16 protein-coding genes are annotated in these 19601 nt (G+C 48.1%); 1 reads left to right on the top strand and 15 read right to left on the bottom strand.

All coding sequences use genetic code 11. From position 1 onward, the window contains the following. Positions 1-13: 13 nt before the first annotated feature. The 7 genes from CRO25_RS27695 to purM form a co-directional block, all read right to left on the bottom strand. Positions 14-964 carry a ring-cleaving dioxygenase gene (locus tag CRO25_RS27695; RefSeq protein ID WP_063568066.1) on the bottom strand — a complete coding sequence of 317 codons (951 nt, stop codon included), beginning with the start codon at positions 962-964 and terminating at the stop codon, positions 14-16. A gap of 314 nt (positions 965-1278) precedes the next feature. Further along, the gene (locus CRO25_RS27690; RefSeq protein WP_079697179.1) at positions 1279-2361 is read right to left on the bottom strand and encodes a hemolysin family protein; all 1083 of its coding nucleotides are present in this window, start codon (positions 2359-2361) and stop codon (positions 1279-1281) included. A gap of 268 nt (positions 2362-2629) precedes the next feature. Then, positions 2630-3967, bottom strand: coding sequence for a hemolysin family protein (locus CRO25_RS27685; protein WP_079697178.1), 1338 nt, complete (start codon positions 3965-3967; stop codon positions 2630-2632). Positions 3968-4691: 724 nt separating this feature from the next. Continuing rightward, positions 4692-5957: a phosphoribosylamine--glycine ligase gene (gene purD, locus CRO25_RS27680; RefSeq protein ID WP_079697177.1), complete on the bottom strand. Its 1266-nt coding sequence runs from the start codon at positions 5955-5957 to the stop codon at positions 4692-4694. A gap of 130 nt (positions 5958-6087) precedes the next feature. Then, positions 6088-7635, bottom strand: a complete 1548-nt coding sequence (purH, locus tag CRO25_RS27675) for a bifunctional phosphoribosylaminoimidazolecarboxamide formyltransferase/IMP cyclohydrolase (RefSeq protein WP_079697176.1) — start codon at positions 7633-7635, stop codon at positions 6088-6090. A 334-nt stretch (positions 7636-7969) separates the two neighbouring features. Beyond that, positions 7970-8587, bottom strand: coding sequence for a phosphoribosylglycinamide formyltransferase (gene purN / locus CRO25_RS27670; protein ID WP_072735726.1), 618 nt, complete (start codon positions 8585-8587; stop codon positions 7970-7972). Next, positions 8587-9627: a phosphoribosylformylglycinamidine cyclo-ligase gene (gene purM, locus CRO25_RS27665; RefSeq protein ID WP_063568060.1), complete on the bottom strand. Its 1041-nt coding sequence runs from the start codon at positions 9625-9627 to the stop codon at positions 8587-8589. The genes purN and purM overlap by 1 nt, the downstream gene beginning before the upstream one ends. Positions 9628-9874: 247 nt before the next feature. On the opposite strand from purM, the gene CRO25_RS33110 reads away from it, so the two are divergent. Then, a complete protein-coding gene (locus tag CRO25_RS33110) occupies positions 9875-10063 on the top strand; it encodes a hypothetical protein (RefSeq protein WP_143806606.1) in 189 nt (62 codons plus the stop codon). Positions 10064-10104: 41 nt separating this feature from the next. On the opposite strand, the gene purF is transcribed toward CRO25_RS33110, so the two are convergent. The 8 genes from purF to purE all read right to left on the bottom strand — a co-directional run bounded on the left by purF (position 10105) and on the right by purE (position 19476). Then, positions 10105-11583, bottom strand: a complete 1479-nt coding sequence (gene purF, locus CRO25_RS27660) for an amidophosphoribosyltransferase (protein WP_079697175.1) — start codon at positions 11581-11583, stop codon at positions 10105-10107. After that, positions 11568-13811 carry a phosphoribosylformylglycinamidine synthase subunit PurL gene (gene purL / locus CRO25_RS27655; RefSeq protein WP_079697174.1) on the bottom strand — a complete coding sequence of 748 codons (2244 nt, stop codon included), beginning with the start codon at positions 13809-13811 and terminating at the stop codon, positions 11568-11570. Before purL ends, purF begins: the two co-directional genes overlap by 16 nt. Further along, positions 13789-14478 carry a phosphoribosylformylglycinamidine synthase subunit PurQ gene (gene purQ, locus CRO25_RS27650; RefSeq protein ID WP_024633543.1) on the bottom strand — a complete coding sequence of 230 codons (690 nt, stop codon included), beginning with the start codon at positions 14476-14478 and terminating at the stop codon, positions 13789-13791. The genes purL and purQ overlap by 23 nt, the downstream gene beginning before the upstream one ends. A 4-nt stretch (positions 14479-14482) precedes the next feature. Beyond that, entirely contained in the window at positions 14483-14728 is a 246-nt protein-coding gene (purS, locus tag CRO25_RS27645; protein WP_024633544.1) for a phosphoribosylformylglycinamidine synthase subunit PurS, read from the bottom strand. Positions 14729-15366: 638 nt separating this feature from the next. Continuing rightward, positions 15367-16242 (bottom strand): phosphoribosylaminoimidazolesuccinocarboxamide synthase, encoded by an 876-nt coding sequence (locus CRO25_RS27640; protein WP_079697173.1) that lies wholly within the window; start codon positions 16240-16242, stop codon positions 15367-15369. Positions 16243-16496: 254 nt separating this feature from the next. After that, positions 16497-17795 carry an adenylosuccinate lyase gene (gene purB / locus CRO25_RS27635; RefSeq protein WP_079697172.1) on the bottom strand — a complete coding sequence of 433 codons (1299 nt, stop codon included), beginning with the start codon at positions 17793-17795 and terminating at the stop codon, positions 16497-16499. Next, on the bottom strand, positions 17792-18994 hold the full coding sequence (gene purK, locus CRO25_RS27630; RefSeq protein WP_079697171.1) for a 5-(carboxyamino)imidazole ribonucleotide synthase: 1203 nt from the start codon (positions 18992-18994) through the stop codon (positions 17792-17794). The genes purB and purK overlap by 4 nt, the downstream gene beginning before the upstream one ends. Beyond that, positions 18991-19476: a 5-(carboxyamino)imidazole ribonucleotide mutase gene (purE, locus tag CRO25_RS27625; RefSeq protein WP_072735748.1), complete on the bottom strand. Its 486-nt coding sequence runs from the start codon at positions 19474-19476 to the stop codon at positions 18991-18993. The genes purK and purE overlap by 4 nt, the downstream gene beginning before the upstream one ends. Between the last annotated feature and the right edge of the window lie 125 nt (positions 19477-19601).

Here is a 19601-nt window from a genome sequence, read left to right as displayed (position 1 = left end):
GTATTAGTAGTACTCATGATTTGGACTCTCCTTTCCATTCACGTACTTGAATAGGTGGCAGCAACTGTTCAATCTGCTCACGCTGTGGTTCGTACCATTCAGGCAACATCAGCTTTTGGCCCATGCTCTCCTGTGGTTCATCCCGTGCAAATCCTGGAGGATCAGTAGCCAGTTCAAACAGTATACCTCCCGGTTCCCGGAAATACACAGCGTTGAAGTACTGACGGTCAATGACCTGAGTTGGATGATATCCGGCTTTTTGAAGCTCCTGCTGCATTTGTTCGTGCTCGACATAATCTTTTGCACGCCATGCGATATGGTGAACCGTCCCTGCTCCGCCAATTCCCCGCTGGATTCCAGTCGATTGAATGTCGATCAGTTGACCGATGTCACCACTCGCCTGCAGACGAATGATTCCATCCTCTTCTCCTACCTTCTCCAGACCGAGCATCGTTGTCAGCACATCCGTTGTTTTGTCAGGTACATGGCTGAATAACACAGCTCCACCAAAACCTTTGATGGCATGTTCAGACTGCACACCGTTGAATGCCCACTGACTTGGCTGGCCTCCATCACGCTCGACCAATTCGAGCAAGAGACCCCCTTTATCGAAGAAGCGAATGTACTGCTCGCCAAATCTTGTTTTATTTTCAAATGGAATATCGAAGGATGTCAGACGTTCTTTCCAGAATGGCAGACTGCCCACCGGAATCGCATATACAGTTACGCCAGTCTGTCCTGCACCGATAACTCCTCTTCTGGCATTCTGCTGAGGGAAGAAGGTGATGATGGTGCCCGGTGCCCCATCCTCATTGCCATAATACAGATGGTACACATCCGGTGCATCAAAGTTAATCGTTTTTTTCACCATTCTCAGTGCCAATACACCTGCATAAAAATCAACATTTTTCTGTGCATCATCTACAAAAGCCGTAACGTGATGGATTCCTGAAGTTCTGAACATAATCTCCACTCCCTTGGTTTTATTTGTATCGTTGTTTTATTTGTATCGTTGTTATACTTAGCAGTTTGTTATGCATCACTTTTTTGTTATTTATCTTTAAATTAAGATTCTTTAAATTTATATTAATCCATTAACCCTAAATAAGCAAGCTTTTGTTTTAAAGTTAAGATATATGCTTTTTAACCTGCTGAATTACGCCTGAGTATACTGAGATCGACAAAAAAACAGGCCCCGATCACTCGGAAACCTGTCTTCCTTGAATTTTATTCAATTGCCGCCATGCAACATCGACCCTTATAATTTCGCATTATGTTTTAGGTTAATTTTAATCGCTTAGGCGGTTGAACCAGATCTTTGCCATCATACTCATCCTTGATATCCCCAACAATTTCTTCAAGAATATCCTCCATCGTAACCAGACCAACTGTTTCCCCTTCTGCATTATGCACTGATGCGATATGGGAACGACTTTGCTGCATCTGGACCAAGACATCCTTAATCGGCAATAACTCCGAGAATTTCAACATGTCATGTACAAACGTATCCATGTTGAAAGCCCTGCCTGCGGCAACACTCGTAAGCATTTCCTTTGTATGAATAAATCCAACGAAGTGATCCTGATATCCTTTTTCGATCACCGGGAAACGTGTATATTCATGCTGCTTTAGAACCTCGATCATACGATCCAGCGGCATTTCTTTGTCCAGCGTAACGATTTTTTCTTTGCGGATCATAATCTCCTGAAGCAAACGCTCATCAAAAGCAAAAATGTTTTTGAGGTAGTCCAGCTCTGTCTGATTAATTTCTCCACTCTCATAACTCTGCGCCATAATCAGCTTAAGTTCCTCTTCGGAGTGAACCGTATCGTGACCGGCTGGTTTTATACCGAAGATGCCAAGCAATAGACGGGCAGCCCCATTCAGCGCGTAGATGAACGGATTCATGATCTTACCAAACCAATACAGCGGTGGTGCAAGCAATAGTGTCATCTTCTCTGCAAACTGGATCGCCAGTGTTTTCGGTGCCAATTCACCGATAACCACATGCAGGAACGTGATGATTGCCAAGGCAATCCCGTACGAAAGTACCGTAGACAACGCCGCTGGGACTTCCAATCGCTCAAACAGCGGATGCAGCATTTTCTCAACAGTGGGTTCACCCAACGCACCCAATACCAGTGCTGTGATCGTGATACCCAATTGACACGCAGATAGATAATAATCCAGATTGTGAGCCACTTTTTTGGCCAACACCGCTTTTTTGTTCCCTTCCAAGATCAGCTGATCTATTCGGGACATCCGTACTTTCAGAATTGCAAATTCCGCTCCAACGAAAAAGGCGGTCAGGCCGATAAATACGGCTACTAAAAATAAGTTTAAGGCTATTATTCCGTCCAATGATTTCCCTCAAAATGAGGGATTCACCTCCAAGTAAATTTATATTAAGATTGCACGAGTGACGGCTCGTTCTTCCGATCGCCATTGCCTCCAAATTTCCCTGATTGTTGTTTTCAAAGGTTTAAAATTGGTTTGCAAACGCGAACGCTACGCTTCTTCAGAATCGATTCCATCCCCTACACTGCTACGTTGCCAAAACATTAAAATTCTGAGCGCAGTAGCCAAATGGGCAGTCATACCCTAGATTACAGTCATGATCGAACCAACATCACGCCAGGTCACTGGAAGATTCCTCGACCTGAGCACCGTTTACACGTTCAAGCAGCACCTGCTTAATGTGAAAATTTTCTGCGTCCACAACGGTCCAGACATAATCACCGTGTTCTACCGTATCGCCTTGTTCCACACCGACACCCTTCTGGAATTGAATCCATCCGGCCACGGTATCCATTTCTTCGTTGCCTTCAAAGACAATCCCAAACTGCCGCTCCAACTCATCCAGCAGCACCCGGCCGTTAATGAGATATTGGTTCTCTCCGGTTACCTGAATGTCAGCAACTTCATCAGCATCGAACTCATCACGAATCTCGCCGACAAGCTCCTCCAGAATATCCTCCATTGTAATGATACCCGAAGTACCACCGTATTCATCCACGACCACAGCCATGTGCACTCGTTCCTGCTGCATCTTGATCATCGCATCCTGGATACTTGTAACTTCAGAAACGAAGGGAATCTTCCGAACAAAATCGATAAGTTGGTGCTCCCTAAGGGCAACCATGTCAGGCAAAATCTTTTTCACATTCACAACACCGACAATTCGGTCCTTGTCCCCATCCTCGATGACGGGATAACGTGAATAATTATGCTCATCCAATATCGGAATGATATCGTCATAAGTCATATTCTGATTAAGTGTCACAAGCTCTGTCCTCGGAACCATGATATCTTTGGCATCACGCTCATCGAACACGAATACGTTTTCCAGATACGAAAGCTTGGTCTTGTTGTTCTCGTCTCCTTCATAACTCTGGTTCATGATGATTTTGATCTCATCCTCCGAGTAGGCCTGTTCATGTCCGGCAGGCTTCACGCCAAATGCCCTAAGAAGCACGCGGGATGCACCATTCAGCGCCCAAATGAAAGGATACATAATTTTTCCGAACCAATATAGCGGTGGCGAGAGCAACAGCGTCAATTTTTCCGAAAATTGAATCGCCATCGTTTTGGGAGCCATCTCCCCAACCACAACGTGCAGGAAAGTGACAAGGATAAAGGCAATCGCATAGGAAGCAACCGCCGATATGGAAGCTGATACGTCCAGATAATTAAATACCGGGTATAACAACCTTTCAACGGTTGGCTTACCGAGCGCTCCCAATCCAAGGGCAGTTACGGTAATACCGAGCTGACAGGCTGACAGATAATAATCGAGGTCCGAGACTACTTTTTTGGCCAATATAGCTTTTTTATTCCCCTCGGCAACCAGTTGATCCACTCTTGATGTACGAATCTTAACCACAGCGAACTCAGATGCAACGAAAAATGCGGTCAATGCAATCAAGATAATGAGTAATACAATATTTAATATGGTGATTATGTCCAATGATTTCCCCGCTTCTCAGGGATTCACCTCCAGAGATAGTTACAGCGTCATTGGTTAACTTCGTTAACCATTCAACAGCTGATTGACGTTCAATATGGCGTATGCCTTATATGAAATCGAAAAGATAAAGTGTGTATAGGTTGTACTTTGACCTTGTAAAATTGCAAAACAGGAATTCAGGATGAAGTCAATCACTTATAGAAACTACTTCACTAAAAACAGGGTTCCCCCTCATGCTGTCATTGTTTCTCGATTTACTCCACCAAAATTCTCCATTTGGACAGTTTACAATATCGCCTTCCCAATAGATATCCACCTCCCCTCTTATTCATTCCTGTTTCAGAAAAGTATAACATGTTCTACGCCAAACCATCCAGTTGCACGTTATGGTTTGGAATATAGATTATAAAATGAGTTCACAAAATAAACTTTTATGTATGTGGTCTTTCTCGATCTACAGTTTTATTTTATGTGATATGGTTCACATAATTAGTATAGAACAGTTTATAGAAATGGTACCCTTTACTTTAGTCGATTAAACCTGCTACAGGTCTTTATTTACAGCCATTCTTCTTTGCCGTATCCGGACTGCGACATGTCCAGCAATTACACCATAATCATGTATACGTTGAAAAGAACCCGCGGGATGCAAACACCTTTTTCGGTGTACATCTTTACGGGCCCTTAGGTTTCACTTTATCAAGTTACAATTAATTAGAATTAGTTATACCAACGCTTTGGCAGCAATATCAGAACGTTGATGTTTACCGTCAAAATGGATACGTTCCGCTTGAGCGTAGGCTTTGTTTCTAGCTTCGGCAATATCAGAACCAAGACCCACAACGCCTAGAATTCGTCCACCATTGGTGACCCATTCTCCAGATTCATTGCGTGCTGTTCCAGCATGGAATACCACTGCTTCGTCGACTTGATCCAGTCCTTCAATAACTACACCTTTTGCATATGGACCAGGATAGCCTCCAGATGCAAGCACCACACATACAGCGGCTTCGTCGCTCCATTCAATCTCGATATCCGCCAATTTCCCGTGCACAGTTGCCATGAAAATGTCGAGCAGATCACTCTTCAGACGCGGCAATACAACCTGTGTCTCGGGATCACCGAAGCGCGCGTTGAACTCAATCGTTTTGGGTTTACCATCTGGTGAAATCATCAGCCCGGCAAACAATACACCTTGGAACGGGCGCCCTTCGGATACCATCGCTTTGGCTGTTGGTTTGATAATCGTCTCTACCGCTTCTTCAATAATGGAGGCTGGAATGTGTGGCAATGGTGAGTACGTACCCATTCCGCCCGTGTTTGGCCCCTGATCATTGTCGAATACCGGTTTGTGATCTTGTGCAGCAGCCATCGGACGAACGGTCTCCCCATCGACAAAAGCCAAAATCGACATTTCCTGACCTGCCAGGAATTCTTCGATGATAACTTTGGCTCCTGCTTCACCAAATACTTTGTCCACCATAATGCTGCGGAGTGCCTGGTCAGCCTCATCACGGGAATAGGCTACGGTAACGCCTTTTCCAGCCGCCAACCCATCGGCCTTGATTACCACAGGGATGGCCTGCTCATTCAGATAAGTCTGCGCTTGCTCGTAATTGTCGAACTTCTCATAGGCTGCAGTCGGAATATTGTATTTGTGCAGCAGGTCTTTCATGAACGTTTTGCTGCCCTCAATCTCTGCTGCATTGCGGCGTGGTCCAAATACCGGAATACCTGTTTTATCAAAAGCGTCCACAATGCCGTCTGCGAGCGGATCGTCTGGCCCAATAACAACCAATCCCACGTTAAGCTCCACGGCGAGTGCCGTCAGTTTATCGAATTCATTTACCGCAATCGGATGACACTCGGCGAGCTGCGCAATGCCCGCATTTCCTGGAGCACAATGAATCTTGCCTGCCTTCGGGCTTTTCGCCAGTGCCCATATGATTGCGTGTTCCCGGCCACCGCCGCCCACTACCAGAATATCCATTAGCGTTGTTCCCCCTCCGTGTATAACTGGTTTTGTAATACTAATACATGTTGAAATATCCTAAAAAAGAAGGGGTGTACCATAAGTCATAAGCATGACAGGCGACACCCCTTATTAAACCTTTTTCGCTCTAGTGTTTGAAGTGACGAACGCCAGTGAAGACCATGGCAACGCCGTATTCATTCGCTACTTTGATGGACTCTTCGTCCTTGATCGAACCACCTGGTTGAATAACGGCTGTAACTCCAGCTTTGGCTGCAAGTTCCAGTGTATCGCCCATTGGGAAGAACGCATCGGATGCCAGAATGGCTCCCTTGGCTAGTTCTCCAGCTTGTTCAATAGCAATCTTGGCTGCGCCGACACGGTTCATTTGCCCTGCGCCGACACCTACAGTCATGTCGTTTGCTGCAAGCACGATTGCATTGGATTTCACGTGCTTAACCACTTTCCAGCCAAACAACAGCTGTTTCAGTTCTTCTTCGGATGGTGCACGATCTGTAACTACCTTGAGCTCGCTTGCTTCAATAGAATGCACATCACTTTGTTGCACGATCATGCCGCCGTCGATGGAGGTAACTACGAACTTACTCTCCCGATTGCGGGCAGCGTTCAGTTCACCCGTTTTGAGCAAACGAATATTTTTCTTTTTGGTCAGGATGTCGAGTGCCTCTTGTGTAAAGTCAGGAGCCAGTACGATTTCCAGGAAAATTTCACTCAGTTTAGCCGCTGTATCGCTATCGATAATGCGGTTGGCTGCCACAATTCCACCAAAGATAGAAGTTGGATCAGCCGCATAAGCTTTGCCGTAAGCTTCGTAGATGCTTTCGCCAATACCCACGCCGCAAGGATTCATATGTTTAACCGCCACAACTGCCGGTTCTTCAAATTCTTTCACAATCTGCAAAGCTGCGTTCGCATCGTTGATATTATTGTAGGACAACTCTTTGCCATGCAATTGCTCGGCTGTTGTCAACGTATCTTGGGCTGCCAGCGGTTTGCGGTAGAATGCCGCCTGCTGATGTGGATTTTCGCCATAGCGCAAATCCTGGAGTTTTTCGTAAGTAACCGTCAGACGCTCTGGCAGTGGATCACCGTTCAGGTTGGAGAGATAATCAGAAATAACTGCATCGTATGCCGCTGTATGGCGGAACACTTTTGCCGCAAGCCGTTTGCGTGTCTCGAGTGTGGTGTCCCCATTGCTGCGGACCTCTTCAAGCACCTTGCCATAATCTGCTGTGTCTACAACAACACTAACATAAGCATGGTTTTTGGCAGCAGAACGAAGCATGGTTGGACCACCAATATCGATGTTCTCGATTGCGTCCTCATACGTTACGTCCGGTTTGGCGATGGTGTCCTGGAACGGATACAGGTTTACAACAACGAGGTCGATATAGTCCAGTCCATTCTCCTCCATCTGGCGCTTGTGCTCTTCGCTGTCACGAACAGCCAATAAACCACCATGCACTGCTGGATGCAATGTTTTAACACGTCCGTCCATAATCTCCGGGAATCCGGTCACATCCGAAATTCCGATGACAGGTACGCCTTCCTTCGACAACAGACTGCTTGTACCTCCTGTCGAAATAATCTCCACACCCATTTGCGACAGCTCGCGGCAAAAATCCACGATGCCTGTTTTATCCCATACGCTGACCAGCGCTCTTTTGATACTCACAATATGCTCCTCCTTTAATGTCCCATGGCTTCGCGTTTCATGGCGAAACACAACCGATTTATTTCCCGAGAAATATCACAAAATGCGTACCAATTTTCGACTTCTGTTATACAAGTTGAACCAAGATGTTTACACGAGACACTCCGATGACAGAACAACCTTCTAATCGCTGTTATCCCCAGATTTTTGATTCCCTTTTCTTAAAGGGAAAATCCGGTGATAAAGCGTATGCTTCCGATGCAGCTTTCTTTCAGAAAGCTTTTAGGCGAACGCTTCGCTTCTTCAGGTTTTTTCTGTCCTCTCCGTTAATGTGTAAAAAAATTTTCAACTTATATCAAACCGGTTTGTTAACAGTGACGTGACGTCCGTCTAACTGAACCAGACCTTGTGCAAACCAGGAAACAACCTCGGGGTATAACTGCTGTTCGGCCGCATGAATAGAACGGCTGATTGACTCAGGCGTATCCTCTGGCAAAATAGGAACAGGATGCTGGGCAATAATCGGCCCTGTATCCATTCCCCCATCCACAAAGTGGACGGTGACCCCGGTGATTTTAACGCCATATTCCAGTGCCTGCCCTATGGCATCTTTGCCTGCAAACGCTGGCAACAAGGACGGATGAATGTTAATCAGTCGTCCTGCATAACGATCCACAACTACTGAAGTCAACAATCTCATGTATCCGGCAAGAACAACCAGGTCAATGTCTTTGGATTCAAGCACTTCCACGATTTCAGCCTCGTAGGCTTCGCGGGAATCATAATTTTTAGGAGTAAACAGATGGCATTCCACGCCTGCCTCCTGCGCCCGCTGCACCACACGTGCAGCCGGTTTGTCACTTACCAGCAGATCTATGGATGCCCCCAGCCCTCCGTTCCGTGCTGCATCCACCAATGCTTGAAAGTTCGACCCTTCACCAGAGGCAAATACAGCAATACGGTAGTTCGCCATTAAACATCCGCTCCCGTGAAGGTTACTCGCGCATCTCCTTCGGTCACACGTCCAATGATGTACGCTTCTTCACCGGATGCTTTCAGTTGTTCCAATGCTTCAACTGCGTCAGCTTCATTCACGACTAGCACAAGTCCGATCCCCATATTAAACGTGGTGAACATGTCGCGGTTCGAAACGGAGCCCTTTTCTTGCAACAGATTGAAGATTGGCAGAATCGGCCAAGAACCATAGTCAATATCTACATTCACGCTGCTTGGCAGCATACGCGGGATGTTCTCGATGAAGCCACCACCAGTAATGTGGGCCATGCCTTTTACTTTTACCTTTTCAAGCAGGGACAGGAGTGGTTTTACATAGATTTTCGTTGGTTCCAGCAGTGCGTCACCCAGCTTACCACCCAGTTCAGCAACTTCATCCTGCAAGCCCAATCCGGCTTGTTCCAACAATAGTTTGCGTACCAAGGAGAATCCGTTACTATGCACTCCGCTGGATGCAAGTCCGATCACTGTGTCGCCAGGAGAGATCGTTGTACCGTTAATGATTTTCGCTTTGTCCACGATACCTACGGTAAATCCGGCAATATCGTATTCACCCTCACTGTACATGCCCGGCATTTCAGCCGTTTCGCCACCGATCAGAGCACAGCCCGACTGATGACATCCTTCTGCGATTCCCGCAACGATGGCTTCGATTTTCTCCGGGATGACTTTGTCACATGCCAGATAGTCGAGGAAGAACAGCGGCTCTGCGCCTTGTACCACAATGTCGTTCACACACATGGCTACCGCGTCGATTCCGATGGTATCATGACGGTCCATGGCAAATGCGATTTTCAGCTTGGTTCCTACACCGTCTGTACCGGATACAAGCACCGGCTCATCATATTTATCTTTGTTCAAACCGAACAGGGCGCCAAAGCCTCCCAGATCTGTCATCACTTCCGGACGGAAGGTACGCTTTACGTGTTTTTTCATCCGTTCAACCGCTTCGTTGCCTGCCGCGATATCGACGCCGGCGTTTTTGTATGCTTCGGACAAGTGGAATCAGCTCCTTATTTTTCGCCCCTCCTAACTCCTCCCGCCCGGGAGGACCCCATAGGACCTTGGCAGGCCCTCTGGACACCCGCCAAACAAGCGGTGCAGGGGTGGCTGGTATGATCTTGCTATGATTGGTTCGTTCGTGTGCTCGCATGGTTGTTCGCCGATTCCGCTGGCCGAAGGCCATCGGTCGGCGAACCCCGCTCGGCTGCGCTGCGGGGCAAGCCCGCGGGGGCAGCTGCTTCGCTTGGCTGCCCGGCCCCTGTTGCTCCGCAAAGCGGGGCTAAGGGCCGGGCTGCGCTCGGGGGCAGCTGCTTCGCCTGGCTGCCCGGCCCCTGTTGCTCCGCAAGGCGGGGCTAAGGGCTCGGGCTATGCACGGGGGCAGCTGCTTCGCTCGGCTGCCTTGGCCCCTGTTGCTCCGCAAGGCGGGGCTTAAGGGCGCGGGCTACGAGTTACGTTTGTCTCGCAGGATAACAGCTAGCAGCTGCAGCCAAATTTCTCTTCGCCGCCGAAATCGAGGCGGGTTGGGTAATCATTATCAAAGCATGCGAGGCAAAGCCCGCCTTTGTAATCATCCTGATTATCTCCCTGAATCGACGTAATCAGCCCATCCGGGCTGAGGAACGACAGGGAGTCCGCGTTAATTTCACGGCAAATTTCTTCCACCGACAGCTGGGAGGCAATCAATTCGCGACTGTCAGGCGTATCAATGCCGTAGAAGCACGGGTTTTTGAACGGTGGTGATGTAATGCGTACATGCACCTCTGTTGCTCCGGCATCACGCAGCATGTTCACGATTCGGCGAGAAGTGGTTCCCCGTACGATGGAGTCGTCAATCATGACCACGCGTTTGCCTTCTACCACACGGCGCACAGCACTCAGTTTCATCTTCACGCCTTGTTCCCGCAATTCCTGGCTTGGCTGGATAAACGTACGTCCGGTGTATTTGTTTTTGATCATACCCATCTCATACGGAATCCCTGTCTGCTCGGCGTAGCCGATTGCCGCGGAAATACTGGAGTCTGGTACACCTGTTACCAGATCGGCATCCACAAATGACTCAATCGCCATCCGACTGCCCATCCGTTTACGCGCAGCGTGCTGGTTTGCACCATTCATGTCACTGTCCGGACGGGCAAAGTAGATATACTCCATCGCGCACAGTGCCTTGCGGTGTTTGTGATGATCGAAGCGGTCTTCATGAAGACCATCCGCATCCAGCACCAACAGTTCGCCCGGTTCAATGTCACGAATCAACTCTGCACCAATCGTCTCCAGCGCACATGTTTCGGATGCAAACAGATACGCATCTCCCAATTTACCCATTGTGAGCGGACGCAGACCATGGGGATCAGAAGCAACCAGCAATTTGTCGTTGGTCATGATCAGAAATGCATAACCACCCACAATCCGTTGGAACGCATCCTTCGCGGCTTCTACCAAGCCTTTGGAAGATCTCGCGATTAGATGGGCAATAACTTCGGTATCACTGGTCGTTTGAAAAATGGACCCGCCCTGCTCCAATTCACGCCGAATTGTTGGCGCATTTACGATATTTCCGTTGGTTGCTACAGCCAGATCACCATCGCGGTATTTAAATACCAATGGTTGTGCGTTCGTCAGCTTACTGTCACCACTGGTTGAATAACGAACGTGTCCGATGGAGATATCCCCGGTCAACGTCTGCATCAGGTCTTTGGTGAAAACTTCCTTCACCAGACCCATACCACGGTGGTAGTGAAACTCGTTACCGTCACTTACACACATCCCTGCACTTTCTTCACCCCGGTGTTGAAGGGCATGCAGACCATAATAGGATAATGATGCGGCGTCAGGGTGTTTGAACACCCCGAATACTCCGCATTCTTCCTTTAATTTGTCGAGTCCTTCCTTGCCGGACCCTTCGTTATAATAATCACCTGTCCACAATGGTCCTGTCGTCAGTTCATGAGACATGGAATCGCATCCTCCCAGACCTGAGCTAAACCTCCTACAGGTTCGTTCACGGCTGATGTTCCGTTCAATTCAATTGTCAGGTTACTTCCTTCTACACGTCCAATAACAGCTACAGGTACACCGCGCTCACGTACAAATGCTTCAAGTTTACCCGCTTGCTCTGGCGTAGCCGACAACAAGATACGGGATTGGCTCTCACTGAATAGGGCGTGATCTGCACGCAATGCCGTCTCCACATTCACCTGTGCTCCTACGTTACCGCTGATACAAGACTCTGCGAGTGCAACAGCTAAGCCGCCTTCAGACAAGTCATGTGCAGAGCGAACGAGACCGGATTGAATAGCTTCCAGCACGGTTCCCAGCAATGCTTTTTCCGTTTGCAAGTTCAGTTCTGGTGGACGACCTTCCGTCTGACCATGAACCGCGTATTGCAGCTCGCTACCACCCAGTTCAGCTTTTGTTTCACCGAGGAGGATGATAACATCACCTTCGGATTTGAATGCTTGTGTCGTGATATGAGCCGTATCATGAACGAGACCTACCATACCGACAACTGGCGTTGGATAGATGGAGCCTTTGGCGTTTTCGTTATACAGACTTACGTTACCACCGATGACCGGCGTATCCAGCACACGACAAGCTTCCGCCATACCGTCTACTGCTTTTTCCATTTGCCAGAAAATATCCGGCTTCTCCGGGTTACCGAAGTTCAGGTTGTCCGTGATTGCCAATGGCTCTGCACCGGAACATACAATGTTACGCGCTGCTTCACTTACGGCAATCCGTCCACCTACTTCAGGATCAAGGTAAACATAACGTCCATTACAGTCCGTTGTCATCGCCAGACCCTTACGTGTACCACGAATCGTAACTACGGCTGCATCCGAACCTGGACGAACCGCAGTACTTGTACGCACCATGTAATCATATTGATCATAAACCCACTTCTTGCTCGCTACTGTTGGGGATGCCAACACTTGTTTCAATGCACCGCCGAGATCCGACACTTCATCATAACGAAGGGTGTCGATAGAGGCACTTTGCTCGTAGTAATCAGGTACAGAAGAAGGTTTGTCATACACCGGACACTCGTCAACCAGTGCTGTTACCGGCATGTCTCCAACCACTTCGCCATGGTGAATCAATTTCAGACGTCCATCATCCGTTACTTTTCCGACTTTTGCACAGATAACGCCCCAACGTTCAAAGATCTCCATCGCTTGCGCCTCATCCTTAGGCTCAACGACAAACAGCATCCGTTCCTGGGACTCGGACAGCATCATCTCATAAGGCGTCATGCCTTCTTCACGCTGTGGCACCTGATCCAGATACAGTTCCAGACCATTGCCCGCCTTACTTGCCATTTCCGCACTGGAGCACGTCAGACCTGCTGCGCCCATATCCTGAATACCAAGCACGATACCGGTATCGATTAATTCGAGGCAAGACTCCATTACGAGTTTTTCCATGAACGGGTCACCGACCTGAACCGCTGTGCGTTGGGACTCGGATTCTTCAGTCAGCTCAACGGATGCAAAGGTTGCTCCATGAATACCATCACGGCCTGTTGGCGGCCCTACATAATACACAGGGTTTCCTACGCCTTTAGCTACGCCGCGCTGAATCTTGTCATGATCAATAAGACCCACACACATAGCATTAACCAGCGGATTGCCTTCATAGCTCTCATCAAACATGACTTCACCAGCAACAGTAGGAATACCAATACAGTTTCCGTATCCAGCAATACCTGCTACCACGTGCTCGAACAGATATTTAACGCGATCACTTTCCAGCTTGCCAAAACGCAATGAATTCAACAAAGCTACCGGTCTTGCTCCCATAGAGAAAATATCACGGATAATGCCGCCAACACCTGTTGCCGCACCTTGGTAAGGCTCAACCGCGGAAGGATGGTTATGGCTTTCAATTTTGAATACAACTGCCTGATTGTCACCGATATCTACGATCCCGGCACCTTCACCCGGACCCATCAGGACACGCGGTCCACTTGTAGGGAATCGACGCAGTAACGGCTTGGAGTTTTTGTATGCGCAGTGCTCCGACCACATAACACTGAAAACACCAATCTCCGTGTAGTTCGGCTTACGCCCCATGAACTCACAGATCAGCTCATACTCGCTGTCAGACACGCCCATTTGTGCGTAAAGTTTATGTTCTGCGACCTGTTCTGCTGTCGGTTCCTTAGCGGATAGCTGCTGCGTCATGCCGATCCCTCCATGCTTTCAAAATAGATGTAAACATACGTTTGCCGTCTTCCGAACCCAGCAGTGAGTCCACCGCGCGCTCTGGATGTGGCATCATACCAACCACGTTTCCACCCTCATTACAGATTCCCGCGATATCACCCAGGGAACCGTTCGGGTTGCTGCCATACGTAAAGACGATCTGGTTGTTTGCCTGCAAACTCGCGAGTGTTTCCTCGTCACAGTAATAGTTTCCTTCACCGTGAGCAATTGGAATAACAATCTCTTCCCCCGGTGCATAGTCACGTGTAAATGGAGTATCTGCATTCGCTACTTTCAACACCGTATCGTGACAACGGAATTTCAGCGACATATTGCGGATCAATGCACCTGGAAGCAATCCCGCCTCAGTGAGGATCTGGAATCCGTTACAAATGCCGAGAATATATTTACCTTGTTCAGCAGCCTTAGCTACCTCATTCATTACGGGTGCAAAACGGGAGATCGCTCCGCAACGCAGATAGTCACCATAAGAGAAACCACCTGGAACTAGGATACAATCATAAGCCGATAGATCTGTAGCCGTGTGCCATACATAATCAACCTCTTGTCCAATCGCATCTTCTACTGCTTTGTAACAGTCGATGTCGCAGTTGGAGCCAGGAAACACAAGAACTGCAAATTTCATGGGATTAACCCTCCAATTCGTAGCGGTAATCTTCAACAACGGTGTTAGCCAGCAGCTTTTCACACATTACTGTCAATCGTTTCTCCGCTTCCGCACGGTCTGTTGTATCCAGAGTCAGTTCCATGACTTTACCAATCCGTACACTTTCCACTTCATTGAATCCCATCGAATGCAGGGCACCTTGAACAGCTACTCCTTGCGGGTCGAGAACGCTTTGCTTAATAGTGACATAGACGGTTGCTTTGATCATGATCCTTATGTTCCTCCTCAGTAATGAACGGGATAAATGCTTTATGCTGTTAAAAAAAGTGACTTGGGAGCTTGCTCCGGGGCGGATTGTTCTTTCCGGTCGCTGTTGTCCCCAGGTTTTTTGGATTGTTTTGGCCCGCTATGCGGTCAAAACCCGGGGACAAAGGCGAACGCTATCGCTCCTTTAAGAACAATTCCGCCCCTCCGCTAGTCCATGCGACGTTTTTTTAAAGGCCTAAACCCTTTTACGTTGCACGGTGTGTAATGGTCTAGCCTGACCATTCCGCGGAAACGCTGATATAGTCTTCGAGTTTAAATGAGTAACCTTAACGTTTTTTTATATTGATAGACTTCCTGTTTAATAGAAGTCTTGGTTTAAATTTCCTATCCACCAGTTTGAAACTGGCGGAGGGAAAGATTTGAGCTGGAGAAGCGAAGCTAAAAGCTTTCTGAAAGAAAGCTACTTCGTAAGCATAAGCTTCGCCTTTGCAACCGGAATGTTTCCTTTTGAAAAAAGGATTCCAATCAAAACATTCCGGGGGCAACAGCGATCGAAAGCCAAACTTTCCCGTAGCCCGCTCAAACGTTAGCCTCCTCAAACTTTCCCGTAGCCTACACTCAAACGTCCCTTACTCAAACTTACTTTTCCGTTAAACGGTTATAAATATCGACGTACCTTGCGGTTGTGGCCTCCACTACCTCTTGTGGCAGCGGGTCAGGTTTGCTGTTCTTGTCCCAATCGCTGCCTAACAGATATGTGCGCACTGGCTCTTTATCCATGCTATCGATCTCGATGTCGAGTTCGTAATTCTCTTTGGCCCAGAAGCGAGAAGCGTCTGGCGTGAAGATTTCATCGATCAGAATGACTTTACCATCGACCATACCGAACTCGAATTTGCAGTCTGCGAGAATGATTCCCCGCTGATCGCAATAGTCGCGAGCAAATTCGTAGAGACGCAGGCTCTTTTCCTGAAGCTCAATCGCGAGAGCATCTCCGACAAGTTCTTTCATTCGATCCATCGGGATGTCTTCGTCATGACCGACATCGTTTTTAGCTGCTGGGGTGAAGATGGGAACGTCGAGCTTGGCGTTTTTGCGAAGTCCATCCGGCAGCTTGATGCCGTTGACCTCTCCGCTTTTCTCATATTGTCTCCATCCGCCACCGGTAATGTATCCACGCACCACACATTCAATATCAATGCGCTCGGCTTTGCGGGTCACCATGATGCGGTCTTTGAGCAGTTCAGGATCAGTAATGATATCGCCCAATTGGTTTACATCCGTATGCACCACGTGGTTATCCATCATGTCGCCCGTCAGTTCAAACCAGAAGCTGCTCAGTTTATTAAGCACATTGCCCTTCTCGGGAACGGCTGGGTCCAGCACATAGTCAAATGCCGAAATCCGATCCGTAACCACGATGAGAAAATTTTCACCCAGATCGTACAACTCACGTACTTTTCCCTTATATAACAAAGGAGCTTTAACGAGATCTGCCGCAGTGGACAGCGCCATGGAGGCTCACCTTCTTTCAGGAGATGTAAAGTATACGTCCAATTCCCCTCATCACGCAGGGCCACTCCGAATGCAGAACAACCTTCCGATCGCTGTTATCCCCGGATTTTTCTGATCCCCTTTCTCAAGGGGAAAATCCGGTGATAAAGGCGAGCGCTTTGCTTCTTCAGGTTTTTTCTGCCTTCTCCGTTCCAGCGTGAACACATAATTAACCTATACTTTTAGGGAGTAGAATAATTCAAAGCCTTAATATATTAATCGTTCAAACCAAGCTTTTTAAAGATGGTATCTACGTGTTTCAGGTGCCATGATGGGTTGAACGCATCTGCGATTTCCTCTTCGCTCAGCACTTCAGTGATTTCCGGTGTGGATTTTACGATATCCTGGAACTGGCGTTGTTCTTCCCATGCTTGCATCGCACGTGGTTGAACGGTATCGTACGCTTGCTCGCGACTGAAACCTTTGTCGATCAACTTCGTCATTACGCGACCGGAGAATGGTACGCCGAAGGTGCGCTCCATATTACGTTTCATATTTTCAGGGAATACCGTCAGATTCTTCACGATGTTACCGAAACGGTTCAGCATGTAGTTCAGCAGCATCGTTGCATCCGGCAGAATGATACGCTCTACGGAAGAGTGTGAGATATCACGCTCGTGCCACAGTGTCACGTTCTCGTATGCCGATACCATATGTCCGCGAATGACGCGGGACAGACCGGAGATATTTTCACTACCGATGGGGTTACGTTTGTGCGGCATTGCCGAAGATCCTTTTTGACCCTTTGCAAATGCTTCTTCCACTTCACGGAATTCACTCTTTTGAAGCGCACGCACTTCTGTAGCGAACTTGTCCAAAGATGTTGCGATCAATGCCAGTGTAGCCATGTATTCTGCATGACGGTCACGTTGCAGCGTTTGAGTCGAGATCGGTGCAGGTTTCGTGCCCAGCTTCTCGCAGACAAACTCTTCAACAAATGGATCGATGTTTGCGTATGTGCCAACTGCTCCTGAGATTTTACCGTACTGTACGTTGTCTGCCGCGTGGCGGAAACGCTCCAGATTCCGTTTCATTTCTTCATGCCAGAGTGCCATTTTCAGACCAAACGTCGTTGGCTCCGCATGTACCCCATGTGTACGTCCCATCATTGGCGTATGCTGATAAGTCTTCGCTTTGTCACGTAAAATTTCGATAAAGTTCACAATGTCACGTTCCAAGATTTCGTTTGCCTGACGCAGTACATATCCCAGAGCCGTATCAACGACATCCGTGGAAGTCAGTCCGTAGTGCACCCATTTCCGCTCAGCACCCAGACTTTCAGATACCGTACGTGTGAAGGCAATAACGTCATGACGTGTTTCCTTTTCAATCTCGTAAATGCGGTCGATATCAAAAGAAGCATTCTGACGAAGCAATGCTGCTTCTTCCTTAGGAATGACTCCAAGCTCTGCCCAAGCTTCACATGCACAAATTTCAACTTCCAGCCAAGACTTGAATTTGTTCTCCTCCGTCCAGATGGCTCTCATTTCGGGTCTGCTATAACGTTCGATCATAAATTTGTATTCCTCCAAAGATTAGTTTGTTCAATCCATTGTAATCCTTCTTCGACATCCTGACAGAGCAGATTGACATGCCCCATTTTTCGTCCTGTCTTCGCTTCGGTCTTACCATATATATGAAGCTTAGGAATTACACCGAGTTCCAACGCTTCCGCGTCAGCCTGACCCGTTCTGGCAATAATACCTTCCAGATGTTCTCCAAGCACATTGACCATAACAACCGGGCTTAATAATGAAGTATCTCCAAGCGGCAATCCGCAAATCGCACGAATATGCTGTTCAAATTGTGATGTGGCACAGGCCTCCATCGTATAGTGGCCGGAATTATGCGGCCTAGGGGCCAGCTCATTCACATACAGTCTTCCATCTGCCGCAACAAACAACTCCACTGCCAGCAATCCAACGGCTTGGATGGATTGAGCCACTGCTGCCGCCAACTTCTGCGCCTCAATCTGTATTTCGGTCGCCACTCTTGCTGGTACGATCGAAGCATGCAAAATGTTGTTCACATGAATGTTCTCCGCAGGCGGGAACGTCTTAATTTCCCCATTCGTGCTGCGTGCAACAACGACTGAAATCTCGCAGTCAAATTTAATAAATTGCTCCAATACCAGTTCCGCACCGGTAGCTGCGAGTTCTTCATACGCAGATATCGCCTGATTTGTTTCTCGTATAACCCGCTGACCCTTGCCGTCATATCCACCAGTCACCGTCTTCAGTACACAAGGAACACCAAGTTCACTCACGGCCGCCTTCATTGTGTCCTTACTTGTAATTTCCCGATAAGGGGCTACACGTACACCAGCCGCCTCAATGGCACGTTTTTCTCGTAAACGATGCTGGGTTGTGTACAATAATGCACTTCCTTGCGGTACATAGGATTCCCGTTCTAGGAGAGAAGCAACATCTGCATCTACATTCTCGAACTCATATGTGATTACATCACACTGCCGAGCCAGTTCGAGTGCAGCCTGTTCATCGTCATAACCCGCTTTAATCTGATCGGCAATTTGTCCACAAGGAGCATCTGCTGCTGGATCAAGTGTAACGAACCGATACCCCATCGCTGTTCCGGCAAGTGTCAGCATCCGTCCAAGCTGCCCTCCTCCGAGAACACCAATGGTTGTTTTTCCTGGGAGCAAGACACGTTCTGCTTTGCCTGCTGATCCGGGTTGTATTCTTGTACTATTCATATTTCGTCACTGCTTTCGAGCACTTCTTTTTTGATTCGCTCTCTGCGGGCTTCGCTGCGACGTTGGACATCCTGGTCAAAAGCACCGATGATCTGAGCCGCAAGCAATCCGGCATTCGTTGCACCTGCTTTGCCAATCGCTACCGTTGCGACGGGAATGCCACCAGGCATCTGAACAATGGACAGCAAGGAATCGAGACCATTTAGCGCCTTGGATTGCACGGGAACTCCAATGACCGGAAGCATCGTTTTGGAAGCGACCATACCGGGCAGATGAGCTGCCCCACCCGCACCCGCAATGATAACCTTGAATCCACGGTCAATCGCTTGCTCCGCATATTCAAACATCAAATCTGGTGTGCGATGCGCGGATACGACTTTTTTTTCATACCCAATCTCCAGCTCGTCCAGCACCTCACAAGCATACTTCATCGTTTCCCAATCCGACTTACTGCCCATAATTACAGCCACCTGTACTGACATGAATACATCCAACTCCCGTCTGAGCGTTTTGGTTTCATCCTGTTGCTTCTCGTTTATTGTGAAATGAAAAAATCCGCTACCCGCGAAAACATCACATTTTCTCCGGACACCGGACTCCAAGAAAT

It is taken from the genome of Paenibacillus sp. RU5M, assembly GCF_900221055.1.
Lineage (GTDB): Bacteria > Bacillota > Bacilli > Paenibacillales > Paenibacillaceae > Paenibacillus > Paenibacillus marchantiae.
This window is presented reverse-complemented; position numbering and strand designations above follow the sequence as displayed.